23 protein-coding genes are annotated in these 26963 nt (G+C 61.6%); 14 read left to right on the forward strand and 9 right to left on the reverse strand.

The genetic code is table 11. From position 1 onward, the window contains the following. The first annotated feature begins 500 nt into the window (after positions 1-500). From ACNFCI_RS20935 to ACNFCI_RS20965, 7 genes are all read left to right on the forward strand, one after another. A complete protein-coding gene (locus ACNFCI_RS20935; protein ID WP_084858657.1) occupies positions 501-2144 on the forward strand; it encodes an acetolactate synthase large subunit in 1644 nt (547 codons plus the stop codon). A gap of 191 nt (positions 2145-2335) precedes the next feature. Continuing rightward, positions 2336-4273: a flavin monoamine oxidase family protein gene (locus ACNFCI_RS20940; RefSeq protein ID WP_368830137.1), complete on the forward strand. Its 1938-nt coding sequence runs from the start codon at positions 2336-2338 to the stop codon at positions 4271-4273. A 147-nt stretch (positions 4274-4420) separates the two neighbouring features. Further along, entirely contained in the window at positions 4421-5317 is an 897-nt protein-coding gene (locus ACNFCI_RS20945; protein ID WP_084858659.1) for a nitrilase family protein, read from the forward strand. Between the two features lie 49 nt (positions 5318-5366). Beyond that, on the forward strand, positions 5367-6488 hold the full coding sequence (locus tag ACNFCI_RS20950) for a hypothetical protein (RefSeq protein WP_084858703.1): 1122 nt from the start codon (positions 5367-5369) through the stop codon (positions 6486-6488). Continuing rightward, positions 6485-7471 carry an asparaginase gene (locus tag ACNFCI_RS20955; RefSeq protein ID WP_084858660.1) on the forward strand — a complete coding sequence of 329 codons (987 nt, stop codon included), beginning with the start codon at positions 6485-6487 and terminating at the stop codon, positions 7469-7471. Before ACNFCI_RS20950 ends, ACNFCI_RS20955 begins: the two co-directional genes overlap by 4 nt. A 98-nt stretch (positions 7472-7569) precedes the next feature. Beyond that, a complete protein-coding gene (locus tag ACNFCI_RS20960; RefSeq protein ID WP_084858661.1) occupies positions 7570-8121 on the forward strand; it encodes a UPF0149 family protein in 552 nt (183 codons plus the stop codon). Positions 8122-8422: 301 nt separating this feature from the next. Beyond that, positions 8423-9319, forward strand: a complete 897-nt coding sequence (locus tag ACNFCI_RS20965) for a hypothetical protein (protein ID WP_324816250.1) — start codon at positions 8423-8425, stop codon at positions 9317-9319. Between the two features lie 90 nt (positions 9320-9409). Here the strand turns inward: ACNFCI_RS20965 and ACNFCI_RS20970 are convergent, their stop codons facing one another. The 3 genes from ACNFCI_RS20970 to ACNFCI_RS20980 all read right to left on the reverse strand — a co-directional run bounded on the left by ACNFCI_RS20970 (position 9410) and on the right by ACNFCI_RS20980 (position 11297). Further along, positions 9410-10000, reverse strand: coding sequence for a hypothetical protein (locus tag ACNFCI_RS20970; RefSeq protein ID WP_172403062.1), 591 nt, complete (start codon positions 9998-10000; stop codon positions 9410-9412). Positions 10001-10072: 72 nt separating this feature from the next. Beyond that, positions 10073-10735: a hypothetical protein gene (locus ACNFCI_RS20975; protein ID WP_084858664.1), complete on the reverse strand. Its 663-nt coding sequence runs from the start codon at positions 10733-10735 to the stop codon at positions 10073-10075. A gap of 64 nt (positions 10736-10799) precedes the next feature. Then, the gene (locus ACNFCI_RS20980) at positions 10800-11297 is read right to left on the reverse strand and encodes a hypothetical protein (RefSeq protein WP_368830138.1); all 498 of its coding nucleotides are present in this window, start codon (positions 11295-11297) and stop codon (positions 10800-10802) included. A 196-nt stretch (positions 11298-11493) separates the two neighbouring features. Between ACNFCI_RS20980 and ACNFCI_RS20985 the strand changes: the two genes are divergently transcribed. Next, positions 11494-11961, forward strand: coding sequence for a hypothetical protein (locus ACNFCI_RS20985; RefSeq protein WP_368830139.1), 468 nt, complete (start codon positions 11494-11496; stop codon positions 11959-11961). 204 nt (positions 11962-12165) lie between these two features. On the opposite strand, the gene ACNFCI_RS20990 is transcribed toward ACNFCI_RS20985, so the two are convergent. From ACNFCI_RS20990 to ACNFCI_RS21000, 3 genes are all read right to left on the reverse strand, one after another. Beyond that, on the reverse strand, positions 12166-13419 hold the full coding sequence (locus tag ACNFCI_RS20990) for a ribonucleotide-diphosphate reductase subunit beta (RefSeq protein ID WP_084858667.1): 1254 nt from the start codon (positions 13417-13419) through the stop codon (positions 12166-12168). Positions 13420-13943: 524 nt separating this feature from the next. Next, entirely contained in the window at positions 13944-14075 is a 132-nt protein-coding gene (locus ACNFCI_RS20995; RefSeq protein ID WP_263498521.1) for a hypothetical protein, read from the reverse strand. 163 nt (positions 14076-14238) lie between these two features. Then, positions 14239-17118 (reverse strand): ribonucleoside-diphosphate reductase subunit alpha, encoded by a 2880-nt coding sequence (locus ACNFCI_RS21000; RefSeq protein ID WP_084858668.1) that lies wholly within the window; start codon positions 17116-17118, stop codon positions 14239-14241. Positions 17119-17800: 682 nt separating this feature from the next. Between ACNFCI_RS21000 and ACNFCI_RS21005 the strand changes: the two genes are divergently transcribed. Beyond that, positions 17801-18514: a response regulator transcription factor gene (locus ACNFCI_RS21005; protein WP_084858669.1), complete on the forward strand. Its 714-nt coding sequence runs from the start codon at positions 17801-17803 to the stop codon at positions 18512-18514. After that, positions 18511-20115, forward strand: coding sequence for an ATP-binding protein (locus ACNFCI_RS21010; protein ID WP_368830140.1), 1605 nt, complete (start codon positions 18511-18513; stop codon positions 20113-20115). Before ACNFCI_RS21005 ends, ACNFCI_RS21010 begins: the two co-directional genes overlap by 4 nt. Positions 20116-20118: 3 nt before the next feature. On the opposite strand, the gene ACNFCI_RS21015 is transcribed toward ACNFCI_RS21010, so the two are convergent. Next, the gene (locus ACNFCI_RS21015) at positions 20119-20820 is read right to left on the reverse strand and encodes a 4'-phosphopantetheinyl transferase (protein WP_368830141.1); all 702 of its coding nucleotides are present in this window, start codon (positions 20818-20820) and stop codon (positions 20119-20121) included. A gap of 149 nt (positions 20821-20969) precedes the next feature. Beyond that, positions 20970-21761, reverse strand: a complete 792-nt coding sequence (locus tag ACNFCI_RS21020; RefSeq protein WP_416768168.1) for a dienelactone hydrolase family protein — start codon at positions 21759-21761, stop codon at positions 20970-20972. Between the two features lie 136 nt (positions 21762-21897). Between ACNFCI_RS21020 and ACNFCI_RS21025 the strand changes: the two genes are divergently transcribed. The 4 genes from ACNFCI_RS21025 (at position 21898) to ACNFCI_RS21040 (ending at position 26372) form a co-directional block, all read left to right on the forward strand. Further along, a complete protein-coding gene (locus ACNFCI_RS21025; RefSeq protein WP_084858673.1) occupies positions 21898-22500 on the forward strand; it encodes an outer membrane beta-barrel protein in 603 nt (200 codons plus the stop codon). Between the two features lie 145 nt (positions 22501-22645). Then, positions 22646-23323 carry a response regulator gene (locus ACNFCI_RS21030; RefSeq protein WP_084858674.1) on the forward strand — a complete coding sequence of 226 codons (678 nt, stop codon included), beginning with the start codon at positions 22646-22648 and terminating at the stop codon, positions 23321-23323. After that, positions 23320-24666: an ATP-binding protein gene (locus ACNFCI_RS21035; protein ID WP_084858675.1), complete on the forward strand. Its 1347-nt coding sequence runs from the start codon at positions 23320-23322 to the stop codon at positions 24664-24666. The genes ACNFCI_RS21030 and ACNFCI_RS21035 overlap by 4 nt, the downstream gene beginning before the upstream one ends. Positions 24667-25049: 383 nt before the next feature. After that, complete coding sequence (locus ACNFCI_RS21040) at positions 25050-26372, forward strand: dicarboxylate/amino acid:cation symporter (protein WP_084858676.1); 1323 nt, start codon at positions 25050-25052, stop codon at positions 26370-26372. 84 nt (positions 26373-26456) lie between these two features. Here ACNFCI_RS21040 and ACNFCI_RS21045 read toward each other — a convergent pair whose 3' ends face one another. Then, positions 26457-26951, reverse strand: coding sequence for a SprT family zinc-dependent metalloprotease (locus tag ACNFCI_RS21045; protein ID WP_368830143.1), 495 nt, complete (start codon positions 26949-26951; stop codon positions 26457-26459). Between the last annotated feature and the right edge of the window lie 12 nt (positions 26952-26963).

Below are 26963 nucleotides of genomic sequence, written 5' to 3' on the forward strand. Positions count from 1 at the left end.
ACGATGCATCGCCGATGGTAGTGTGGGGCTTCCCCATGTGAGAGTAGGTCATCGTCAAGATTCATTTCGCAAAACCCCTATCTGCGTGAGCAGGTAGGGGTTTTGTCTTTCTGGTCCTCGAAAGAATCGCGCTTCCTCCTGTAGGAGCGGCCTTGTGCCGCGAAGCGGGCGCGTAGCGGCCGCCAACCCTGCCACCTCGATCACCCTGGTGCACCGCGTCGCCTGGGCTTACGGCCGCTGCGCGCCCGCTTCGCGGCACAAGGCCGCTCCAAGGGGGCGCGTTTCATGCAAAAGCAAATCTCTTTTGCACCACTGGCCGCTTATCTTCCCGCCGACAGCTGCGACAATTAATGCCGATAATTAACGTGACTTTCCTGCACGCAGCCTACGTCAAGGCTTAGGTTCCGAGGATCCTTACCTGCGGACATAGCGATGCCAGCGTACCGTGCTGCGCATTTCTGGACTTCACCACCGTCCTATCATTTGAGGTAGCAAGCAAGATGGCCAAGGCCGCCGATGTCGTTGTGCAATGCCTGGAAAACGAAGGTGTCGAGTATGTGTTCGGCATTCCCGGCGAGGAGAACCTCGACCTGCTGGAATCCCTGCGCAAGTCGAAGATCAAGCTGGTCCTGACCCGTCATGAGCAATCCGCAGGCTTCATGGCCGCCACCTACGGCCGCCTGACCGGCAAGACCGGGGTCAGCCTGTCGACCCTCGGCCCTGGCGCCACCAACCTGGTGACCGCCAGCGCTTACGCCTACCTGGGCGGCATGCCGATGATGATGATCACCGGGCAGAAGCCGATCAAGAAGTCCAAGCAGGGTCGTTTCCAGATCATCGACGTATGCGGCATGATGGACCCCATCACCAAGTACACCCACCAGTTCGCGTCGGCCGACAACATCCCGGCCCGCATGCGCGAAGCCTTCCGCCTGGCCGAAGAAGAAAAGCCGGGCGCCGTGCACCTGGAGCTGCCGGAAGACATCGCTGCCGAGCAGACCGATGCCATGCCGATCCAGCCGAGCCTGCACCGCCGCCCACTGGCCGAGCACGTGGCCATCGAAGCGGCCATCGAGAAGCTGCGCACCGCCCGCAGCCCGATCCTGGTGATCGGTGCCGGCGCCAACCGCAAGATGACCGCCAAGGTCCTCAAGCAACTGATCGACAAGACCGGCATCCCGTTCGTCACCACCCAACTGGGTAAAGGTGTGGTGGACGAGCGCCATTCGAGCTTCCTGGGCAACGCCGCGCTGTCGTCCGGCGACTTCGTGCACCGCGCTATCGAAGCGGCCGACCTGATCATCAACATCGGCCACGACGTCATCGAGAAGCCACCATTCTTCATGGTGCGTGGCGGTACCGAAGTCATCCACGTCAACTTCCGCTCCGCCGAAGTCGACGCCGTGTACTTCCCGCAGATCGAAGTGATCGGCGACATCGCCAATGCCGTCTGGCAGATCGCCGAAGGCCTGGGCGACACCTCACACTGGGACTTCACCCGCTTGCTGGCCATCCGCGAAGCCAACGAAGCGCAGATCGCCGAAGGCAAGGATGACGACCGCTTCCCGGTCTACCCGCAGCGCCTGGTCGCCGATATCCGCCGCGTATTGCCGTCCGAAGGCATCGTGGCCTTGGACAACGGCATCTACAAGATCTGGTTCGCCCGAAACTACAAGGCTCACAAGCCTAACACCGTTCTGCTGGACAACGCCCTGGCGACCATGGGCGCTGGCCTGCCGTCGGCCATGGCGGCGCACCTGGTGTACCCGGACCGCCCAGTGATCTCGGTGTGCGGCGACGGCGGTTTCATGATGAACAGTCAGGAGCTGGAAACCGCGGTACGCCTGGGCATGCACATTACTGTGGTGATCCTGCGTGACGACGGTTACGGCATGATCCGCTGGAAGCAGGCCAACATGGGCTTCACCGACTTCGGCCTGGACTACGGCAACCCGGACTTCGTCAAATACGCCGAAGCATACGGTGCCAACGGTCACCGCGTCGAAAGCGCCGAAGGCCTGCTGCCGCTGCTCGAGCACTGCATCAAGACCCCGGGCGTGCATGTGATCGACTGCCCGGTCGACTACAGCGAGAACGACCGCATCCTCAACCAAGAACTGCGTGAGCGTGCGCTGGCCGTATAAAGCCGTCATGCGTTGATCGCCGGCAAGCCGGCTCCCACAAAGGATCACGTTATCCTGGTAGGAGCCGGCTTGCCGGCGATTGCTTTACCGCAGTTTATTTCACTATTGCCGGGTAATAGCTATTCACCGCTTCCTTTACTTGGTATCCGTCACTCTCGGTTCTCCCATTCGCCTAGGAGAATCGAAGGCCCATGACCATCGGATCGAGTCATAACCATCCCGCAGACCTGGCAATCGAGCCTGAGTCGCCTATTCAACCGTGGGCTGTGCGGTTTCCCAATCCTCCAGACCTCTGTTTTGATTACCGCCGCCTCGTTGAGCAGTACGGCGGTGTTGCACAGGCCTCTCGAGTGGACTATCGCATTTGCATCGTTGGTGCGGGTGTGACGGGGCTTACCGCTGCCCGCGAATTGCTGCGCTGTGGGTTTCGTAACATCACCTTGATCGAGCAATCTCAGCGCGTTGGCGGACGGCATCTGACGGTGATCAACGATCCAAGTGATCACAAGCAACCATCGACGCCTTTCGAAATGGGGGCGATGCGTATGCCATTTTTTAATAGGACTGGTGAGCCGCCCAAGGACGGGCGTTCAATGATGGCTTATTACGCCAAGCTGTTCGATTTACGCATTTCGGATTTTCCCAATCCCGGAACACCTTGGGTCAATGCCACGGGTATCTATCTTCAAGAAGGGCAATTACTGGCAGAGGATGATCCCCAGTTGTTGATCTGGCGTAATCCACTCGGTGACACTCCCCCTCCAACGGAGGCCCTGCTACGGGTTTACGGTAAATGGCAAAGGTTTGCACGTCTGATGGCTGAACAGGTAGCTACGGTTTTCGGAACGGGGACGTGGGAGGGCTGTTGGAGCGCAATCGTCGAACGTTATCACCGGCTATCTTTCCGTGATCTGGTGCATTTACCAACGATTGAGAGCTGGGACCCTGGGAATCCAGGCGACTTCGGTGGATTGGGGATGAGTGATGCTGAGTCAGCGATTTTTTACTCGATAGGCATCGGGGATGGTAGCTGGGGAGCCTTTTATGATGTTTGTTGCCTTTATCCACTACGTACAGCGATCTTCGGCTTCAGTAGCCATCTGCAACTGGTGCATGGGCGTGTGGATGAGCAAGGTATGCCTTATGCTGCCCCCTATCTCGAAACGGATACAGTGCCTGATAGCAAGGGGTTGAGATTCCAGGCGCCTACCTATCTTGGGTTGGCAGCACTTGATGAGTGTCTGTTGTTCATGGATATCGAAGAAATTGGTCAGTCGCTCTATAACCAGTGTTTGGAGCGGAGTGATGGTCTGCTTACCGACAGCTCGGTATGTGGGCTGCACAAGATGTCGAATGGAAGGATCCGCGTCGAATACCGTTGGCACCACAGTGATGCATCCAAGACGCGAACATTGAACCAAGATTTCGATGCAGTGATTCTCACTTTGCCGTCTTGGCTGATTGAGACCAATATCCGACTGGATGGCTTTAGCCGTGATTTGTTACCACAACGTATCATCAGTGCATGGAAAAACGCCCATTGGGAAACCAGCTGCAAGGTATATGCACCGCTGCAAAAAGCCTTCCTCGACCGCAACCCGCATATCCCTCAAATTCTGATAACTGACAGCTTTGTACATGACGTCTATGCCTACCGCTATAACGAGCGCTATGCCTATGACTGCATTTTGCTCAGTTATACTTGGGAAGATGATGCTACCAAGCTGGCCTCATTTACCGATATGGAACTGGGTGTGAAATGCCTAAAGGAATTGGATCGGATCCTGCTGCGCTGCACCAATATCGGTGAGCCAATTTCACCCTATGTCGATAGCCGAAATATCCGAGTACAACGCTGGGTAACAGATAGTAACGCCCTTGGTTGCGCCAAGCTGTATCGCGCGGGTACTTATTACGATGCGGTGAACTTAATGAAGTACAATCGAGAATTGAGCTGGCGGTCTGGCCTTTATTTGGTTGGCGAGTCGTTCTCGGTGGATGCAGGCTGGAGCGAACCCTGCCTGCGGACCGCTATCGATGCGGTCATCAATATCTGCCATTTCACCTCAGCTATCTATAATGGTGGATTTACCCTAGAAGATTATCCTCACTACCGGCTACAGGAATGAGGGGTAGCGGAAAGAATAACGCACTGGCTGTTCTTTCCGTTGCTTCAGAATTTTCCTACCTAATTGCAGGAGGTGCCTGGCTGTATTTGGCACTGACAACCCCGTTTTACTGGCGACCTTCCAATAACCACAAGAAGGAAGCCAGTAATGCCCGAACAGAACCCACCCGTGAGCCCCGTCCGTATCGCCGTCATCCAGTACGATCCCCAGGTAGGGGTCGAGCACTGTGACGGTAACCTCTGCCGAGGCCTGGCATTGGCTCGCCGCGCCGCGCGTGAGGGCGCCAACCTCATTGTACTGCCAGAGCTGGCCAATACGGGCTATACCTTCCAGTCCCGCGAGGAAGCCTATGCCCATGCCGAGACCCTGCAGGAGGGCCGCAGCCTGGAGGCATGGTGTACATTCGCCTGTGATTACAAGGTCTACCTGGCCGCTGGCTTCGTCGAACGCGAAGGTCTGAAGCTTTACGACAGTGCGGTATTGTTTGGGCCGGATGGCCTGCTGGGACACTACCGCAAAGCCCATCTGTGGAATCAGGAGAAGCTGTGGTTCACCCCTGGCAATTTTGGGTTTCCTGTATTCGAGACGCCGATCGGTCGTATCGGCCTGCTCATCTGCTGGGATATCTGGTTCCCGGAGGTTCCGCGCCTGATGGCCTTGCAGGGCGCCGACATCATCTGCAGCCTGAACAATTGGGTGTGGACACCTCCGCCGCTGTTCGACGAAGCCGGGCGCTGCATGGCGTCCTACCTGACCATGACCGCCGCCCATGCCAACAATATCTACATTGCCGCAGCCAATCGCATCGGCAGGGAGCGGGGCGGGCGCTTCCTTGGCTGCTCGCTGATCGCAGGCACGAACGGCTGGCCCATCGGTGAGGTCGCCAGCGCTGAGGAGGAATGCATTCTCTACGCGGATGTGGATTTGAGCTGCGCCCGTACAGCCCCTATCTGGAACAGCCTGAACGACTTGCCCCGTGACCGTCGTGTCGACCTGTACGACGGTATGCTCGGTTATCGCCAGCATCCAGCATTGCCGCGCTGAGGAGACCGTCGTGGATAAACGTTTCTCCGACGGGCGGCCATGGCCCGTGATGCTGATCCTGCTTTGTCTATGGGGGCTGCTGACCGGCAGCTTGACGCTGGGCCATTGGCCGGACTATGGGCAATGGCTGGTTACCCTGGACGAGCCGCTGAGTCGATTGCGTTGGATTATCGGCGATATCAGCGAAGTTGCGTTTTACAAGCATGAACTGCCAGCCTTGGGGTTACTGCTGGGGGCTTGCCTGGCTCATTGGGCACATGCCGAGGGCTACCGTTGGCAAGGCTTCCCCATTTGTTACGGAACCGGGCTCTGGCCCTGGCTGTTCTTCAGTTCGCTGTTGGGGCTGTTATTGAGCCATGCCTTGTGGGGATGGACCTTGGCGGCCGGTATCTGGCAGCCAACGTTTGTCGCATTCGTATCGCTGCCTGCTGCCATGGTGCTTGTATTTGGTGGCGGCTGGCGTGTGTCGATCGTGGGGGCTGTGCTGGGAGCACTGCTGGTTACCCCGGCGAGCCTTCTGTTCGTCAACGTGCTGTGTTATCCGCTGAATCTGCCCCTGGTGGTCGGTAACGTGCTCGGCATGGCTGTTGCGAGCATTGCCGCCTTCGTACTGTGCAAGCGTTATCCACAATGGGTTCGACATGCACGAACGCCTTTCCAGCCCAAAGTCGCGGCACCGGCAGGCCAGGTTGGTCAGGGACTTGGCTGGACCTTGCGACGTGTGCTCGCGGACTTCAGCGAGGCTCCATTCTTTGGCAACGAGCTGGCGAGCCTTGGGTTGCTGCTCGGGGTGTTGCTCGCGTTTGCGCTGGGCCCTGGGGGGCCCGCCTATGGGTCGTATCTGGTTCTGGAACTGGTGGGCGGCCAGGCATTGGCTTCGTTGATCGGTGTCGTGATCTGGCGGCGTCAGTGGCGAGAAAGAGGTTGGTATCCGACCTACATCCCCATCGTCTCCATTGTGCCGGCTGCTGTCCTGACACTTGGAGGCAGTTGGCAGGTCATCGTCCTCAGCGCAAGCCTGGGAGCGTTGATCGCGCCACCACTGGCTGTGGCCATCACCCAGCGGCTGCCGGGGTACATGCATGGTTATATTGGCAACGTGCTATCGATGGCCATCAGCACCTTGGCGATCGTGCCGTTGCTCAGCCTGATTGCAGGAGGTCAAGGATGAAAGAAACGGACGGTTTTCCCAGGTTATCGATCGGCAGCCTGGGCGGCACGATCAGCATGCAGGCTACGATCATGGGGCAAGGGGTTACGCCGCAGCTGGACTGTGAGGCGTTGCTCGCTTTCCTGCCCCGGCTTGGCGAGATTGCCCAGGTCAGTACCGCTACGCTGGGACTGGTGCCAAGTGCCTCTATGGGATTCGCGCAGATGATCGACGTATTGCGATGGGCGCAGGAGGAAGTTGAGCGTGGTGCCCACGGTATAGTGATTACCCAGGGTACCGACAGCCTGGAAGAGAGCGCGTATTTCCTGGACCTGTTCTGGCCCTTTGACGTCCCTCTGGTATTGACGGGGGCCATGCGTTCGGCGGGTGAGCCAGGGGCGGATGGCCCGGCCAACTTGCTGGCGGCGGCGTACGTGGCATTGGCCAGAGAAAGTCGAGATCGAGGCGTATTGGTCGTAATGAATGATCAGATACATGGCGCGGCCCGTGTACGCAAGGGTGACAGCTTGTCGGTCAATGCATTCGAGTCTCCGAATGGCGGCCCTGTAGGCCAACTGTTCGAAGGCCAGGTGCACTATTGGCACATGCCAGGGCATCGCACCATTCTGCCTGAACCAGACCGTGTTCAGCATCAGGTCGCATTGATGGAAAGCTGTCTGGATGCTGACACGGGCTTGCTGGATGCAACTCTTGGCCTGGGCTATGAAGGGCTGGTCATTGCCGGGTTTGGTGCTGGACATGTGTCCGAACGCTGGGCGTCGAGCCTGGAGCGCATCGCGCGGCAGATCCCGGTCATCGTTGCGACTCGTACTGGCAGGGGAACGACAGCCAGCGCCAGCTACGGATTCGTGGGTAGTGAAATCGATTTGCAGAAAAAGGGTATGCATATGGCCGGTCACCTATGCCCCCGCAAATGCCGGATACTGCTCTGGGCGTTGTTGGGTAATGGGTTGCAGAGCTCAGTGCGCGATTATTTGCGCTGAAAACCTTGCCCGCTCCGCCGAAGGGGTGGGCAAGGCAAGCGTTGCCTCGTTGGCTTATGTGCTAGGGTGCGACGAAGATTTCCATCAGGACTCACTTTATGCTCCCTGCCCTCAGCGAAAAAGAACTCGACCGCCTAGAAGACCTGTTGATCACGTACGGCAATGACTTCTCCGTGCTCAACCTGGCCGAACTCGACGGGTTCTTCACTGCCCTGGCCAGCTCTCCGGTCAATATCCTTCCCGAACAATGGCTGCCGGCCGTTTCCGGCGGCAAGGTACCCAAGTTCAAGAAGCCGGCCGATGAAGAAGCCTACACCGCTCTGATGCTGCGTTATTACCATCAACGGGCCGGCGAATTGGCCGATCATCTCGACCACTTCGAGCCGCTGTTCGAGGAGAGCGAAGGCGAGGAGGGGCCGGCGATCATTCTGGAAGAATGGTGCTTCGGCTACATGCGCGGTACACAGGTCGCGGGCTGGGACGAATTACCGCCCGAACAGGACCGGTTGCTCAAGGCCATTTCGCTGCATGGCCTGGAAGACAACTTCGAACTGCTCGACTCCATGAGCTTCGATGAGCACCAAGCGTGCGTGCCTCAGGTCGTGGAGGCCGCGCGTAGCCTGTATCGGTACTTCAAACAGCGCAACTGACACGATCAATCCGATACTTCTCGGTGTCGGCCGTTTCTTTCCTTGCTGTGAGACAAGTCCCATCTTGTGGGCTGTTCGCCCCAGCGCACTTGCTGGGGGAATGCTCATCCCGCTAACCTGCCAGCCCTGATTCCAGCAACGCTCCGTTCATCGCAATAGGCGCATGGCCCTGGGAGGTGCTGTCCCGACCAGAGCGAAAAGGACCAACGCTCCAACCCCAAAGCAATGTTTCATGCAGGCGGTGCTGATCGCCGCCTGCTTCGAACACTGACGTTTATCCATCACGCAAGGAGGCTCGACCATGCAACAGAACTCATCCCCAGCCACCGGGAATCTGCTCGGTACCTACGGTTATGGCAAGGCGCTGATCATCAGCTTGGTCGTCATCGGTATCGTCTGCCTGGGCTTGGCCGCCTTCGTTGGCTTCCTGGGCACGATACTACCAACGGATGTGTCTGGTCCCATTTCCGTCGAAACCCGCCGTGGCACCACCTTGCAGTTCGATGGTCCGCAAGGCTTGCTGAACTTCACCCTTGGCCTGCTGGCAGTGCTTGCCCTGTGCATGTTCGGCCTGGCCATGTGGCAGAAGAAGCTGCGCAACGCTCGCTATGAAGTGTATGAAAAAGGCATCTGCCAGATCATCGGCACCCAGCGTGACTATGTGCCTTTCAGCGAGATGAACGATCTCTACCTGTTCGCCTCCGGCCAGACAGCCGTTGCCGGTTTGCACAACAACCTGGCGTACCGCCGCAATGCCAGCGAGCCGTTCCGTCGCGTCAACCCCCACCTCAAGGACCTCTATGCCTTCATCGACCTGGTGCGCGACCTGCACCTGAACGAGCGCCTGCCCAGTGCGCTCGCCACCCTGGAAAACGGCGGCGCGGTGCGTTTCAGCTACATCGACAGCGCTCAAGTGTGGAGCAAGCGTATGAAAGGCGACTTCTTCGCGCTGAATACCAAGACCCTCACCATCACCCGGGATGCTCTCGATGTGGATGGGCGTCGGGTGCCGATGTCCAGCCTACGCAACCTCGACCTCAACGCCTGGACCGAGCTGGTGGTGATCAAGGACGAAAGCGAGCAGACGGTACTGTCCACCGTAGGCAGCGGGATCATGAGCTTCGACGTATTCATCAATACCCTGCATAGCTTGCTGCAGGCGCCGAAAGCTCAAGCAGGGGAGGTGGCGCAGGCTTGATGTTCACCTTTGTGGGAGCGGGCCTGCGCACCACGTGCAGCGTCATTGACATGCTGGCGCAGGCGCTGAGGGCTCAGCAGCTGGGCTGATTCAACGAAGCAGGGTGAATATAAAGCAGCCTGGGCACTGCTGTTCCAGCCACTCCTTGGCCCGTTCGCTCAGGAAGTACCCACGATAGACATCCCCTTTGAAGAAATCGGCTTGCTCGTCGACCTTGAGCACCTTGAGATACTGGCCGAGGTCGGCAGGGTCATGCTGCGGGTCCTTGAGCAGGTTGAGCTTACCCACCACGAATGCCTGCCAGTACTCCGGCATACGTGCGGCAAGCTCAGGGTCATGGGGCAGGGCGTCGATGATCGAGGTCGGCCCGCCTTCCAGATCGAGGTATTCGGTAATGGGTTTGCTGGTATCCCAGTGCAGCCAGTCGATGTGCACGACATGGGTTTTTTCCAGGTGCTCGTAACGCCCGACCCCCTTCAGGCCGCTTTTCTCCAGGGCTTCCTTGACCGGCTGGGTGAGCACCAGCGAACCCGACCGGATATACGCAGCCGGCGTGTACGGCCCGACGCGGTTGATGCTGTCCATGTCGGTATCTTCATCCCAGGCGATCACGCCCTGGATCAGTGCTGCGCCCCAGTCTCCCCAGGGCGTTGGCGCGTTGTCTAAATGGTAGATATTCATACCAGGCCCCCGAGCTCTTGCCGTTCGTGCCGTAGCGATATTCATGGATGGACCTTGGTCCTGGTTGGTCATTCAGGTGAACTGAATGAAGAAGAAACCGGCGTCGTCGCCTTGCTTGCCACGGCGCGCCTGCATGTCCACGAACAGATAGCCGATACCTTCGCCGAACAGCCCTGCATGCTGAGGGCTGGCTTCGGCCACGTCAGCATCTACCAGTTGCATCATGAACATGTAGCGCGCTGGTTCGTAGATCGGGTCCTGCAGCCAGCAGGGCCTGCCGCTGGGTTTGCTCAGGCCGATCCCGCTGTCCTCATCCTGATGTTCCTCGTCATGCTCCTCGTCAGTCATTTCTTCGAAATCGATGAACGCTCGCTCCAGCAGCAAGGGGGGATTGCCGGGCTCCAGTGGTTGGCTGGCAAGTTCGTGCAGGATGACCCGGGCAAAGCCGCTGCTGATGACGTCTTGCAGCTCCGCCTGTTGATTGACCGTATAGCGACGCTGGAGAGGGCGGCTGAAACTGCCATCCTGATGTTGCTCGACGGCGAGGAAAACTGTGATGGCCATGCCTGGCGGGACGAACGTGGCCGGTTGGAACCGCTCGCTCAGGGTCAGGATGGGCGTCATCAACATGCCGGTTTCCGGGTTTGTCGGCCACAAGGAGAGGTCCTTGAGCAAAGCCGCGCCACCGATCTGGCCGAAGCCGCGATCGTGTCGGGACAAGAGGATTTTCTTCATGCCTGATAACACCCTTTGCGCGTGCGAACGACCTGGCGTAGCGATGGGTAGCCCGCGATTTCGGTTACCACTCGAACAGCCCTACGAAGTTCTTCTGGTCCACAGGGCCGTTCGAGCAACTGGCGCCACGTGCCAGGATGGAAGGTTCGAGGCGGTTGCCCATTTGGCGAACAGCCTGGTACTGGCTGTCGCAATGTCCGGGCTGCGACGGGGCTGGTTGCACATGGCTGACGATGATGATCGGCACACCATTGAACTGTTCCACGCGAGGCTTGCTTCCATCCCGTTCCGGGCTGAATTGGCAAGGCCAGGGCATGTCCAGCTGTAGCAGTGATGCATCGGAGCTGCGCAGTGCGCAACGACCTTCGTGGTTCACAAGTGTAAGTTTGTGCCCGGCCAGGGTAACTTCAGGCCCCGCATTCGATGACGGAACGGGCGTCTGTGCGCATGCATTCAGGGCGATTGCAGCCAGCAGCGTCGGCAGGTTTTTGGACACACGATTCATTTTCAGTTCCCCAGAACCGGCCTGCGGGAACAGCGAGAGTAACGGCGATTCATTCACCAGAATTCGATCTCCTATCGGCCCTGGGTGAGGGCGTGTGCCTGTGCGGAGTTGCTGATATGCACAGGTGCGAAACCTACATAAAGTGCCGAAATGATATCTCGCTGACAGGCACTTCGAAGTCGGCTTCTTATGGTTTATTCATTTGCAATTGTCAAGGTAAGCTATCCGCTAACCACGGTTTTCAAGGACGACAGTGCTCACTCATATGAAGGGATCGACGTTTCAAAAGGGTCAGGAGCTGCAAAGATTTCTTTCCCGCTATTTCGGCGTTTTTATCGCCGAGTTCCTGCTGTCCTGTTTTGCCATTGGCGGCTGTGTTTCACTGGTGTTCTCCACCTATCTGCGTAGTCCGGACCGGTCGCTGTCGGTGCTGGCACTGGCGCTGGCATGGGTGGTGAGCGCCGCTTCGCATATCGCGCTGGTGCGTGGATATGCCTGGGGCTTGCGAGGGCTGATCGGTCTGAACGGGCTGGCCGTGTTGGCCGCGCTGCCGAGCTACGCTTACCGGCCGCACATGGGCGGCTACGTCTCGGTTTTGCTGTTCGGGCTGCTGGCCTTGCTGGTCATCAATACCCAGCGCTATCGGGAAATGCGCGTGCGCCTGGTGGGCTACCGGGACATTCGCAGGGCCAACCGGGAGGCGGCGAAAGCTGCGAGGTAGCGTGTTGTCGCTGATGTAACGCGGCTTCTGTATGGATGTGCGGGCACCGGCTGCGCCAGTGTTCGCGGCCACGGCCGCTCCCACAGGAACAGCGTGAACCTGAAATCCGCGCAGTACCTCTGGGAGCGGAATTATCTACGAAGAGGCCCGCCCAAACGAAAAAAGGCTGCCAATCGGCAGCCTTCCCTATGCGTCGCTCGGATATCAATCCCAGCTCAACGCCCCACCAGTCTGATACTCGATCACTCGCGTCTCGAAGAAGTTCTTCTCTTTCTTCAAGTCCATGATCTCGCTCATCCACGGGAACGGGTTGGTAGTCCCTGGATACTCTTCTTTCAGACCAATCTGGGTCAGGCGACGGTTGGCGATGAACTTGAGGTAGTCCTCCATCATCGCCGCGTTCATGCCCAATACACCGCGAGGCATGGTGTCGCGGGCGTATTCGATCTCCAGCTGGGTACCCTGCAGGATCATCTGGGTCGCTTCTTCCTTCATCGCGGCGTCCCACAGGTGCGGGTTCTCGATCTTGATCTGGTTGATCACGTCGATGCCGAAGTTCAGGTGCATGGACTCGTCACGCAGGATGTACTGGAACTGCTCGGCGACGCCGGTCATCTTGTTGCGGCGACCCATGGAGAGGATCTGGGTGAAGCCGCAATAGAAGAAGATGCCTTCCAGCACGCAGTAGTAGGCGATCAGGTTGCGCAGCAGCTCCTTGTCGGTCTCGACGGTGCCGGTGTTGAATTCCGGGTCGGAGATGGCGCGGGTGTACTTCAGGCCCCAGGCGGCTTTCTTCGCCACCGACGGGATCTCGTGGTACATGTTGAAGATCTCGCCTTCATCCATGCCCAGCGACTCGATGCAGTACTGGTAGGCGTGGGTGTGGATCGCCTCTTCGAACGCCTGGCGCAGGATGTACTGGCGGCACTCGGGGTTGGTGATCAGGCGGTACACGGCCAGGGCCAGGTTGTTGGCCACCAGGGAGTCGGCGGTGGAGAAGAAGCCAAGGTTGCGCATCACGATGCGGCGCTCGTCTTCGGTCAGGCCGTCCATGCTCTTCCACAGGGCGATGTCGGCGGTCATGTTGACCTCTTGCGGCATCCAGTGGTTGGCGCAGCCGTCGAGGTACTTCTGCCAGGCCCAGTCGTACTTGAACGGTACCAGCTGGTTCAGGTCGGCGCGGCAGTTGATCATGCGCTTTTCGTCGACGCGCACGCGAGCGGAGGAGCCTTCCAGCTCGGCCAGGCCTTCGGCGATGTCGAGTTCGTTCAGGGCAGCCTTGGCGCGCTTGACGGCATCGGAGTCGTCGGCGGTCGCTACGCGGGCTTCCTGGGCGGCGGCGTCGCCGGCGCTGTCCAGCTTGTCGAGGGTGGCGGCGGCAGCGTTGCCTTGTGCAGCGGCGTTGCCTTTGGCGGCGACTTCGCCGTCTTCCTTGTCGAATTCGTCCCAGCTCAGCATGGTTCCTGGCTCCTGCTAGAGGGTTGCGCGGGGCAACCGGTTGGATTTTAGAAAGGTGACGCCTGTACTACGCAAGGCCCTTAGGGCAATACGGCGGGCAATGAGCGCGGGCGCTCGTCACGTTTGGAATTGTCGGGGTCAGCGCCTGTCCTTGCCTCGCAGGAGGGGCCAGGTCGCTTGGAAACAGTGTGGCAACGATAAAACGTGCGGGCCGGCCAAGCGTTGGGGTACGGCTTGTGTCACGCAGTCGATCATTGGCTAAACCCTTTTTCGAGGGGGGCGAAGTATAACGGAATTCGCTACCGATCGGAGCGACGCTCAACCGGCCTGCTGTAAATTTTCGACCGGTGTGGGGCGCATCCGTTCACGAATCACGCGTCGTTTCCACGGGGAAGAAGTGTAGCGGAAAAATCGCAGATGTGGTGTCTGAATTTTTGACTTGGCACAAAATATTGTGTTTTTGCGCAGGGGGAGGGAGCGGCAAAAAGCCGCGCCCAGGAGGCCGGAACCACCCGGGCGAGGGCTTAGTGGCAGCGGTAGCGCAGCGTCTGGACGATATGCGTCTTCGGATGCTGGCGCGCCTCTTCGACCGTGGTGAAACGGCCGGTTTCGGCGTTGCGGCCAATCTTGCGTACTACTGTTTTCTTCCGAGCCATCGTTTGTCTTCCGTGTTGGGACAGAGGCCCGGTGCCTGGGAGCACCGGGTCTGGCTGTTTTATCCCTTGGCGAAACAGGTGTGCAGGGGGCACGACCTCTCGATGACGCGGATACAAAAATGCCGCAAGGGGCGCCCGAAGGCGCCTCCCGCGGCATGGGGTGTTACTGGCAGGCTTCGCAGTCTGGTTCGTCGATCGCGCAGGCCTTCGGCACCGGGGCCGGGCCCGCTGCCTGGACCGGGGCGCTGTCGCCGCCGCTGGAAACGGCGTTGAGCTTGCCGGTGTTGATGGTCGACTTCTCGGTGCTGGTGGCGGCCAGGGCACGGAGGTAGTAGGTGGTCTTCAGACCACGGTACCAGGCCATGCGGTAGGTCACGTCCAGCTTCTTGCCCGAGGCGCCGGCGATGTACAGGTTCAGCGACTGGGCCTGGTCGATCCACTTCTGGCGACGGGAGGCGGCATCGACGATCCACTTGGTCTCGACTTCGAACGCGGTGGCGTACAGGTCCTTCAGCTCTTGCGGGATACGCTCGATCTGCTGCACCGAACCGTCGTAGTACTTCAGGTCGTTGATCATGACCGAGTCCCACAGGCCGCGGGCCTTCAGGTCGCGGACCAGGTACGGGTTGATCACAGTGAACTCGCCCGACAGGTTCGACTTGACGTACAGGTTCTGGTACGTCGGCTCGATCGACTGCGACACGCCGGTGATGTTGGCGATGGTCGCGGTCGGCGCGATGGCCATGATGTTCGAGTTGCGGATGCCTTTCTTGACGCGCTCGCGGATCGGCGCCCAGTCCAGGGACTCTTCCAGGTTGACGTCGATGTACTTGGCGCCACGGGCCTCGATCAGGATCTGCTGGCTGTCCAGCGGCAGGATGCCCTTGGACCACAGCGAACCTTCGAAGGTCTGGTAGGCGCCACGCTCGTCGGCCAGGTCACAGGATGCCTGGATGGCGTAGTAGCTGACGGCCTCCATCGACTTGTCGGCGAACTCGACTGCAGCGTCCGAGCCATACGGGATGTGCTGCAGGTACAGCGCGTCCTGGAAGCCCATGATGCCCAGGCCGACCGGGCGGTGCTTGAAGTTCGAGTTCTGCGCCTGGGGCACGGAGTAGTAGTTGATGTCGATCACGTTGTCGAGCATGCGCACGGCAGTCTTGACGGTACGCGCCAGCTTGGCGGTATCGAGCTTGCCATCGACGATGTGGTTCGGCAGGTTGATCGAGCCCAGGTTGCACACCGCGATTTCGTCGGCGTTGGTGTTCAGGGTGATCTCGGTGCACAGGTTCGAGCTGTGGACCACGCCCACGTGCTGCTGCGGCGAGCGCAGGTTGCACGGGTCCTTGAAGGTCAGCCACGGGTGGCCGGTCTCGAACAGCATCGACAGCATCTTGCGCCACAGGTCCTTGGCCTGGACGACTTTGAACACCTTGATCTTGTTGTACTCGGTCAGGGCTTCGTAGTACTCGTAGCGCTCTTCGAAGGCCTTGCCGGTCAGATCGTGCAGGTCAGGCACTTCCGAAGGCGAGAACAGGGTCCACTTGCCGTCGTCGAACACACGCTTCATGAACAGGTCCGGGATCCAGTTGGCGGTGTTCATGTCGTGGGTACGGCGACGGTCGTCACCGGTGTTCTTGCGCAGCTCGAGGAATTCCTCGATGTCCAGGTGCCAGGTTTCCAGGTAGGCGCAGACTGCGCCCTTGCGCTTGCCGCCCTGGTTGACCGCCACGGCGGTGTCGTTGACCACTTTCAGGAACGGCACGACGCCCTGCGACTTGCCGTTGGTGCCCTTGATGTACGAGCCCAGGGCACGCACCGGGGTCCAGTCGTTGCCCAGGCCACCGGCGAATTTCGACAGCATGGCGTTGTCGTGGATGGCCTTGTAGATGCCCGACAGGTCGTCCGGCACGGTGGTCAGGTAGCAGCTCGACAGCTGTGGACGCAGGGTACCGGCGTTGAACAGGGTCGGGGTCGAGGCCATGTAGTCGAACGAGGACAGCAGGTTGTAGAACTCGATCGCACGGGCTTCCTTGTCCTTCTCCTGCAGCGCAAGGCCCATGGCCACGCGCATGAAGAACACCTGCGGCAGCTCGAAGCGCACGCCATCCTTGTGGATGAAGTAACGGTCGTACAGGGTCTGCAGGCCCAGGTAGGTGAATTGCTGGTCACGCTCGTGGTCGATGGCCTTGCCCATGCGCTCCAGGTCGTAGCCCTTCAGTGCAGGGTCCAGCAGCTCGAACTCGACGCCTTTCTCGACGTAGGCCGGCAGGGCCTTGGCGTACAGCTCGGCCATCTCGTGGTGGGTGGCGCTGTCGGCGACGTTCAGGAAGCCCAGCGCCTCGGCGCGCAGGGTGTCCATCAGCAGGCGGGCGGTGACGAAGGAGTAGTTCGGCTCGCGCTCGACCAGGGTACGGGCGGTCATCACCAGGGCGGTGTTGACGTCCTTGATGGCCACGCCGTCGTACAGGTTCTTCAGGGTGTCGCGCTGGATCAGCTCGCCGTCGACCTCGGCCAGGCCTTCGCAGGCTTCGCTGATGATGGTGTTCAGGCGCGCCATGTCCAGCGGCGCCAGGCTGCCGTCGGCCAGGGTGATGCGGATGCTCGGGTGCGGCTCGACCACGGCGTCGGTGTGGGCGCGGGTGGCGCGCTCCTTGGCACGTTGCTCACGGTAGATCACATAGTCGCGGGCGACTTTCTGCTCGCCGGCGCGCATCAGGGCCAGTTCGACCTGGTCCTGGATTTCTTCGATGTGGATGGTGCCACCCGACGGCATGCGGCGCTTGAAGGTCGCGGTGACCTGCTCGGTCAGGCGCGCGACGGTGTCATGGATGCGCGACGAGGCAGCGGCCGTGCCGCCTTCAACTGCGAGGAACGCCTTGGTGATGGCAACGGTGATCTTGTCGTCGGTGTAGGGAACGACAGTGCCGTTGCGCTTGATCACGCGCAGTTGGCCTGGAGCCGTAGCAGCCAGATCCTGGTTCGAATCGGCGGCCTGCGGCACCTTCGCCTGCGGGTTCTCGCGAGTTGTGTCGGTTTGCATGGGTGGGTGTCTCCACAGTTTCTATATGTTCAGGCGCCTTTTGGGCGCCCACCGTTCCATCCACTAGCCTGGTGCCGGGTGGGGGACGCACATGCACGCGCGTCCGCCCGCTCGGGCGTACCGACTTCGGGACAGACTCAGGAATAAGGGGCAATAACCTGCCGCTCCCTGGCCGAAGTCAAATGCTGTTGGCGCTGGGGCCAAAGCTGTTGCTCTCAATGCTTCCGCTGGAGCGGTTTGCTGGTGAAACCACGTTAAGTTCAGCCAGAAAAATCGCTTGAATTTCTGTGCCGACTGGTGTTGGCGATAGTGAGTCAAACCCAATATCTAGTGGTTCGCTGCGATGGGGATACAAGATAATGCGGTATTGGGGCCTTTGCAAGGCGAGCGTCTGTGGATAAGTTGTGCGTACTTTGTGTGTGATCCGTGGGTATGCGCTGTAGGCCTTGTCCTAGCTGGTCTTCACTTTTTTTCTGCGTCCCGATGCCCCATCGCAGATTTTTTCGGGTGCGAACCCTATCACGAAAAGCACGCCGATCCAGGCCCTCCGACCGGCGCCTTGGCATGGTTGGCAGGGCCGGGTGCGGCACGTAGTATCGGCAGGCATTGTTGCCTTTTGGTGACGCGGACACCGCCAAGCCATCGGCAGCACCAGAACAAGAATAAACAGCACAGGCGACTCATGGACCAGCCCAGCAACCGGATTTTGATCGTCGAGGACGACCAGCGCCTGGCGGAGCTCACCGCCGAATACCTGCAGGCCAACGGCTACGAGGTTGCGGTGGAAGGCGATGGCGGTCGGGCCGTGCGACGCATCATCGACAGCCAGCCTGACCTGGTGATCCTCGACCTGATGCTGCCCGGTGAAGACGGCTTGAGCATCTGCCGGCGTGTGCGCGGCCAGTATGCAGGCCCCATCCTGATGCTCACCGCGCGCAGCGATGAGCTCGACCAGGTGCAGGGCCTGGACATGGGGGCCGACGACTATGTCTGCAAGCCTGTGCGCCCACGCGTGCTGCTGGCGCGTATCACCGCCCTGTTGCGGCGCAGTGAGGCGCCGGAGGCCAAGCGCCAGGCGCTGGCCTTCGGCGCCTTGCGTATCGACAGCCGCCTGCGCGAAGCCTGGCTGAGCGAGCAGGCGATCGACCTGACCAGCGCCGAGTTCGACCTGCTCTGGCTGCTCGCCAGCAACGCCGGCCGGGTGCTGTCGCGCGAGGAGATCTTCACCTCCCTGCGCGGCGTCGGCTATGACGGCCAGGACCGTTCCATCGATGTGCGCATATCCAAGATCCGTCCCAAGATCGGGGACGACCCGATTCATCCCCGGCTGATCAAGACCCTGCGCAGCAAGGGCTACCTGTTCGTCGGCGAGGCCGCCCAAGGCGGGGCGCCATGAACTCGATCTTCCTGCGCATCTATGGCGGGATGCTGGCCGTGCTGGTGCTGGTGGCGATACTCGGCGTGCTCAGCCTGCACCTGGTCAACCAGGTACGTGCCGAGCAACACCGCGAGCGGCTGGCGCAGGGCACGTTCAGCCTGATGGCCGACAACCTGGCCGTGCAGGACCCGGTGGAGCGTAAGCGCTCGCTACTGATCTGGGAGCGTTTGCTCGGCGTGCCGCTGGAGCTGCAGCCAACATCGGCTTTCACCCTCGACGGCAGCCAGCGCGCGCGGCTGCGCCGTGGGCTGGTGGTGGTGGAGAAAACCGGCGCCCACGCGGTGCGGGTGCTGCGCCAGATCGGCAACGAGGCGCAGTTGTTGGTGGCCGAGGTCAAGCAGGTCAGCGAACAGCTCGCTCGCGCCACCCTTTACCTGCTGGCGGACGAGCTGGTGCGCTACCCGGTGACCGAGCAGCAACGGCGCCTGGCCGAACTGAAGGAAAGCAAAGGCTTCGGCTTCAATGTCGCCCTGCAACGGCTGGAGCGGGTCGGCTTGGACGATGACCAGCGGCGGCGGGTGGAGGAGGGCGATACGGTGATGGCGCTGGGCAGGGATGGCGATTCGGTGCGTGTCTTCTCGGGGTTGACCGGGTCGCCCTGGGTGTTGGAAATCGGGCCGTTGTACCAGCTCAACCCATATCCGCCACAGCTGTTGATCCTCATTGCCTTCCTTGGCCTGTGCCTGATCGGTCTGGTGGTGTACCTGCTGGTGCGTCAGCTGGAGCGGCGCCTGTCGGGGCTCGAAGTCGCCGCCACGCGCCTGGCCCAGGGTAGCCTGGACACCCGCGTGCCGGCCGGCGATGCCGACTCGGTGGGGCGGCTGGCCGAAGCCTTCAACGGCATGGCCGAGCACCTGCAGCGGTCGTTGACCATGCAGCGCGAGCTGGTGCGGGCGGTCTCCCACGAGTTGCGCACACCTGTGGCGCGCCTGCGCTTCGGCCTGGAGATGATCGAGAGCGCCGGCACCGAACAGGCCAGGGCCAAGCACCTGGCCGGCATGGACAGCGATATCCAGGACCTGGACAAGCTGGTCGACGAGATGCTGACCTACGCCCGCCTGGAGCAGGGCACGCCGGCACTGAAGTTCCAGGCGGTGGATCTCGATGCCTTGCTGGCGCGGGTGATCCAGGAGCTTTCGCCCCTGCGCGCCGAGGTCAAGGTGGTGCGTGGCGAGTGTTTGGGCGGCGAGGCGGACGGAGCCTGGGTCGATGCCGAACCACGTTACCTGCATCGAGCCCTGCAGAACCTGGTGGGCAATGCCATGCGTCACGCCGAAAGCCAGGTGCGGCTGAGCTACCAGTTGGGCCAGGAGCGCTGCCGGATCGATGTCGAGGACGATGGGCCTGGGATTCCGGAGGGCGTGTGGGATCGTATCTTCACGCCTTTCACCCGGCTGGACGACAGCCGCACCCGGGCCTCGGGCGGGCATGGCCTGGGCCTGTCGATCGTGCGCCGGATCATCTACTGGCATGGCGGGCGGGCGATGGTGGGCCGCAGCCAGGCGCTGGGCGGGGCCTGTTTCAGCCTTAGCTGGCCCAGCACCCGGGCGCCGTCCTGAACCCTATACGCTGATCAGGCTGAGCAATGCCCCATCGCGGACGCTGAACTGGCCTTCGAGCTCCTGGCCGCTGCGCCACTGGGGCGACAGGTCGGTGAGCAGGCGCAGCCGGGCCTGCCCGTCGGCGGACCACGCCAGCAGTTCGGCGTGTTCGAAATAGAAGCGCTGCCGGGTCAAGGGGTAGAGCGCCTTGAACAGGCTCTCTTTGAGCGAGAAGGTCAAGGTCACGGCCAGGCCGAGCTGACTGCGATCCAGGCGCTGCAGCTCCGCCGGGGTGAGGATTTCCCCCGCCAGCCGTTCGGCGCGCGCTTCATCGAGCAGGGTTTCCTGATCCAGGCCCAGGCCCTGGGTATCGCCATCGGCAGCCACCACTGCCGCCGCCCAGCCCTTGCCGTGGGTGATCGAGCCGTGGATGCCGGTCGGCCAGATCGGCGAGCGGTCCTCATGGGTGCCCGGCACGTAGTCGCGTCCGTCCAGCTGCTGCAGGGCGGCGCGGGCGCAGACCCGGCCGGCCAGGTATTCGGCCTGGCGCTTGGCCACCGAGCGGTGCAGGCTGGCGCTCTGCTCGACACCGGCACGCTGGAAATCGTCTGCGGCCAGGCGGGTGGGGTCGAAGGTGCAACTGACCAACACCGCCCCAGGGACCGGGCGGGGCAGAGGCCAGTGGTGTTGGAGTGGAGTACAGCAAGTGGGAAGTCTGGTCATGGTGGCTATTGTGCCAGCGCTCGGTCATTTTTGGGCTGCTTTGCAGCCCTTTCGCGGCACAAGGCCGCTCCTACAGGGAATGGCGTGACGCTGTACCCGTAGGAGCGGCCTTGTGCCGCGAAAGGGCCGCCAAGCGGCCCCGGCAATCCTCAGTCGAACACTTTCTTCAAGAATGCTTGCATATCCGCCCACGAACTCTCATCGGCCGACTTGCTGTAGCCGATATCCGGCCCCCCATGCCCGCCATGGCTCAACCGGTCAGCGTCGGGGTTGGTGAATCCATGCTTGGCGCCGGGAATGCTGACGAACTCGAAGCTCGCTCCCGCCGCGTCCATTTCCTTCTTGAACGCCTCCACCTGCTGCTCGGTGACCATGCTGTCGGCCGCGCCATGTTCGACCAGTACCTTGGCCTTGACACTGCCAGGTGTCGCCGGAGCCTGGGTCGCCAATGCCCCGTGGAAGCTCACCACTGCGGCCAGGGGCTCGCCGCGCCGGGCGGCGTCGAGCACCACCTTGCCGCCGAAGCAGTAGCCGACAGCGGCCAGCTTGTCCTTGTCCGTGTAAGGTTGCAGGGCAAGCAACTCGAGGCCTGCATCGAAGCGCCGGGCCGCAGCCTTGGGGCCTTTCATCGCGGCGGCCATGAACGCCTGGGCATCCTGAGGGTGTTCGGTGCTCTTGCCATCGCCGTACATGTCGATGGCCAGGGCGCTGTAGCCGAGGGCCGCCAGGTCCCGGGCGCGGCGCTTGGCGTAATCGTTCAACCCCCACCATTCATGCACCACGATGATGCCCGGGCGCTTGCCATCGAGCGTATCGTCATAGGCGTAGTAGCCCACCAGGCGCTGGCCGTCGGCATCCTGGTAGGGGATTTCGCGGGTCTGCACCGCCGCCTGGGCGAAGGTGGCGCTGCATAACAAGGCCAGGGCAAGCAGGGAGCGCATGGTCGGTACCTCCTTATTTAGGCAAAGAACGGGCTCGTTCAGCCAGGGTTCAGCCAGGGTTCAGCGGCGGTTCAGGGCGCCCTCCCTACTCTAGCCCCCAGACCGAAACAACGCATCCAACTGGAGTACCAAACCCATGAAAGCACTCAACACCCTGATGGTCGCCATGGCCGTTTGCGCCGCCAGCCTCACCGCCCACGCCGCAGACGACACCTTCGCCAGCCTGACCTACGGCCAGACCAGCGACAAGGTGCGCAAGTCCGGCCTGCTGCAACGTAACACCGGTCATCTGAACACCGACGGTATCATCGGCAAGGACAGCACCTGGGGCGTGCGCCTGGGCAAGATCAACGACGATGCCCGCTACTACATGACCTATGACAACGTCTCGGGCGACCACAGCGGTATCAAGCTGCGCCAGGAAAACCTGCTGGGCAGCTACGACAGGTTCCTGCCGGTCGGCGACACCACCAAGCTGTTCGGCGGCGCGAGCCTGGGCCTGACCAAGCTGACCCAGGAATCCACGGGCTACAGCCGCGACACCGACCTGGGCTATGCGGTGGGCTTACAGGCCGGCGTGCTGCAGCAGATCACCGACAACGCCTCGGTGGAACTGGGCTACCGTTACCTGCGCAGCAATGCCAGCACCGAACTGGCCGAGCACGGCGCACCCAAGGCCGGCGCCCTGCGCTTGACCAGCAGCGCCCAGACTTACCTGTCAGCCAACTACACCTTCTGACTTGGCTGGGGCTCGGACATTCACTGGTATGCTGTGCCGGCCCTGACACGGGACAAGCCCGCTCCCACAGGAATCGTCGTTGATCTTGTGGGAGCGGGCTTGTCCCGCGATAGGGGCTGTCAGGCAATGAAGCAAGGAGAGTGACATGAAATTGCTGGTGGTCGAGGACGAAGCGCTGCTGCGTCACCACCTGTACACGCGCCTGGGCGAAAGCGGGCACGTGGTCGAGGCGGTGGCCAATGCCGAGGAAGCGCTGTACCAGGCCGAGCAATACAACCACGACCTGGCCGTAGTCGACCTGGGCCTGCCGGGCATGAGCGGGTTGGACCTGATCCGCCAGCTGCGCAGCCAGGGCAAGCGCTTCCCGATCCTGATCCTCACCGCGCGCGGCAACTGGCAGGACAAGGTCGAGGGCCTGGCCGCCGGCGCCGACGACTATGTGGTCAAGCCGTTCCAGTTCGAAGAGCTGGAGGCGCGCCTCAACGCCTTGCTGCGGCGCTCCAGCGGCTTCACCCAGTCGACGATCTCAGCCGGCCCGCTGGTGCTGGACCTCAACCGCAAGCAGGCGACGCTGGGTGAGCAACCGCTGGCCCTGACCGCCTATGAATACCGCATCCTCGAATACCTCATGCGTCATCACCAGCAGGTGGTGGCCAAGGACCGGCTGATGGAGCAGCTCTACCCCGATGACGAGGAACGTGACCCCAACGTCATCGAAGTACTGGTCGGCCGCCTGCGGCGCAAGCTCGAGGGCGACCGGGGCTTCAAGCCCATCGATACGGTGCGCGGCCTGGGCTACCTGTTCACCGAGCGTTGCCGATGATCCGCTCGCTGCGCCTGCGCCTGATGCTGGCGGCGGCGCTGCTGGCCCTGCTGTTCATGCTGGCCCTGTTGCCGGCCTTGCAGAAGGCCTTCAGCCTGGCCTTGCAGGAGTCGATCGAGCAGCGCCTGGCCTCGGATGTCACCACCCTCATCTCTGCGGCGCGCATCGAGAATGGCCAACTGCAGATGCCCGAGCTGCTGCCCGACGAGCGCTACAACCTGCCCTATACCGGCTTGCGTGGCTACATCTTCGACCGTGACGGCACCCTGGTGTGGCGTTCGCGCGCGACCTCCGAACAACACATCAACTACCACCCACGCTACGACGGGCGCGGCAACGAATTCGACCGCATCCGCCAGGACGATGGCGAGGAGTACTTCGTCTATGACGTGGAGATCAAGCTGCTCGGCGGCAAGAGCGCGGCCTACAGTATCGTCGCCCTGCAACCGGTGCGCGACTACCAGCAGACCCTCGATGGCCTGCAGGAAAAACTCTACCTGGGCTTTGGCGCCGCGCTGCTGGTGCTGATGCTGCTGCTCTGGGCCGGCCTGACCTGGGGTCTGCGTTCGCTGCGCCAGCTGAGCGTGGAGTTGGACGAAGTAGAGGCCGGCGCGCGTGATGGCCTGAGCCGCGAACACCCCCGGGAGCTGTTGCGCCTGACCGGCTCGCTCAACCGCCTGCTGCGCAGTGAGCGCGAGCAGCGCCAACGCTACCGCGACTCGCTGGATGATCTGGCGCACAGCCTCAAGACCCCGCTGGCGGTGTTGCAGGGGGTCGGCGAGAGCCTCGGGCAGGGCAACAGCGAGCGCGAGCAGGCGCGGGTGCTGCAAAGCCAGATCGAGCGCATGAGCCAGCAGATCGACTACCAGCTGCAGCGTGCCAGCCTGCGCAAGAGCGGTCTGGTGCGTCACCGGGTGCAACTGCGGCCGGTGCTCGACAGCCTGTGCAGCACGTTGGACAAGGTCTATCGCGACAAGCGCGTGGCGGTCACCCTGGACATTCCCGAGCGTGCCTGGCTGCCGATGGAGCAAGGGGCTGCGCTGGAATTGTTCGGCAACCTGCTGGAAAACGCCTACCGCCTGAGCCTCGGCCTGGTGCGGGTGAGCCTGCAGCAGGCACCTGGGCAACTGACGTTGTGCGTCGAGGACGACGGCCCCGGTGTGCCGGCTGGCCAGCGTGAGCGCATTCTCCAGCGGGGCGAGCGGCTCGACCGCCAGCACCCGGGACAGGGCATCGGCCTTGCGGTGGTCAAGGACATCATCGACAGCTACGACGCCGAGCTGAGCCTGGACGATTCGCCCTTGGGCGGCGCGGCCTTCCGAATCGTCTTCCATCTGGACTGAGTGTCGCCTGCATCGCGGTGCAAGCCGAACCGCCGCTCCCATAGGGTTGGCAGTGCCCTTGCAGGAGCGGGCTTGTCCCGCGATAAAGGCAACACCCGCCGGGCGGATTCCCGCCATCTCCCGCGTTCCAAACCCGCCAGCGGGCGGAAATCCGCCAGCGTTCTCCTGCGCGACTGCCCGATCCTTGGGCATAAAAAGCCCTGAAACACGGCCCCTGCACCCATTGCGAGCACTTTGGCATCGGCCTTGCTATTGACCTGGCATCGGCCTGCCCAGGCAGCTCGACCACAACGACAAATCCCTCCAGGTGCAGGAGGGTTCGCGCTTTAGGTGCCGCAACACCCTGGGAAGGGTGGGCTTGGCACACTTGAGGAAATTGAGCCATGACGACACGTCAGCCGCTGTACAAATCGCTGTATATCCAGGTGTTGGTCGCCATCACCATCGGTATCCTGCTCGGTCACTATTACCCGGAAACCGGCGTCGCCCTCAAACCCCTGGGTGACGGATTCGTCAAACTGATCAAAATGGTCATCGCCCCGATCATCTTCTGTACCGTCGTCAGCGGCATCGCTGGCATGCAGAGCATGAAGTCGGTCGGCAAGACCGGCGGCTACGCACTCCTGTATTTTGAAATCGTCTCCACCATCGCCCTGATCATCGGCCTGGTGGTGGTCAACGTGGTCCAGCCGGGCGCCGGCATGCACGTCGACGTCAGCACCCTGAACGCCAGCAGCGTGGCCGCGTATGCCGCCGCCGGCGCGCAGCAGACCACCGTCGGCTTCCTGCTCAACATCATCCCCAACACCGTGGTCGGCGCCTTCGCCAACGGCGACATCCTGCAGGTGCTGATGTTCTCCGTGCTGTTCGGCTTTGCCCTGCACCGCCTGGGCAGCTACGGCAAGCCGGTACTGGACCTGATCGACCGCTTCGCCCATGTCATGTTCAACATCATCAACATGATCATGAAGCTGGCCCCGATCGGTGCCTTCGGCGCCATGGCCTTCACCATCGGCCAGTACGGCGTGGGCTCGCTGGTGCAGCTGAGCTACCTGATGATCTGCTTCTATGTCACCTGCCTGCTGTTCATCCTGGTGGTACTGGGCAGCATCTGCCGCTTCCACGGCTTCAGCGTACTCAAGCTGATCCGCTACATCCGTGAAGAACTGATGATCGTGCTCGGCACGTCCTCCTCGGAGTCGGCGCTGCCACGCATGCTGGCCAAGATGGAACGCCTGGGTGCGAAGAAGTCCGTGGTGGGCCTGGTGATTCCGACCGGCTACTCGTTCAACCTGGACGGCACCTCGATCTACCTGACCATGGCTGCTGTGTTCATCGCCCAGGCGACCGACACCACCATGGACATCACCCACCAGATCACCCTGCTGCTGGTGCTGCTGATTGCCTCCAAGGGCGCTGCGGGCGTCACCGGTTCCGGCTTCATCGTTCTGGCCGCTACCTTGTCGGCGGTGGGCCACCTGCCGGTTGCAGGCCTGGCGCTGATCCTGGGTATCGACCGCTTCATGTCCGAGGCCCGCGCCCTGACCAACCTGATCGGCAACGCCGTGGCCACTGTGGTCGTGGCCAAGTGGGTCAACGAACTGGACACCGACCAGCTGCAGACCGAGCTGGCCTCTGGCGGTGCACCGCTGGTCGAAAGCCGCCCGCTCGATGACCTGGGCGTGGCAGAAGGCCCGGCACGTTGATCCAGGCATGAACTGAAAAGGCGACCTTCGGGTCGCCTTTTTCATGTCTGTGTCTGGCTGTGCTCGCCCCGCGATAGAGGTGGTTCATTCGACGCGCGTCTCGCCGCTGTACACCAATATCTCCCGGCACCGCCGACACAGGTACCGCCGCCCCTGGCGCACCAGCTTGTGCCGCTGGGCCGTGAACGGGAAATCGCTTTCCGGGCACGGGCAACGGTAGATATAGCGTGTCACCACCCGCCGCTGCACTTCATAGTTGTGGCACCGGTTGGGCGGCAGCTCGTAGACCCCGCGCATGATCAACTGCCATTCCTCGCCATGGGCCTGGATGCGGTCGCCGAACACTTGGTGCGCGACCAGGTGCGCGACCTCATGGGCAACGGTCTGGCGCAGGAAGTCTTCCTGGTTCTCGCGATACAGCTGCAGGTTGAAGCGCAGCAGGTTCTCGTGCAGATGGGCGACGCCGGCCTTCTGGCCGCGCAGCTTGAAGCTGACTTCCGGGCGGGGGAAGGGGCGTCTGAAGAAGGCTTCGGCTTGCTGGTAACAGGTTTCGACGCGTTGTTTGAGCAGCTCGGGCATGGCGGGGTGGTT

The organism is Pseudomonas sp. NY15356 (assembly GCF_048068175.1).
GTDB lineage: Bacteria > Pseudomonadota > Gammaproteobacteria > Pseudomonadales > Pseudomonadaceae > Aquipseudomonas > Aquipseudomonas putida_K.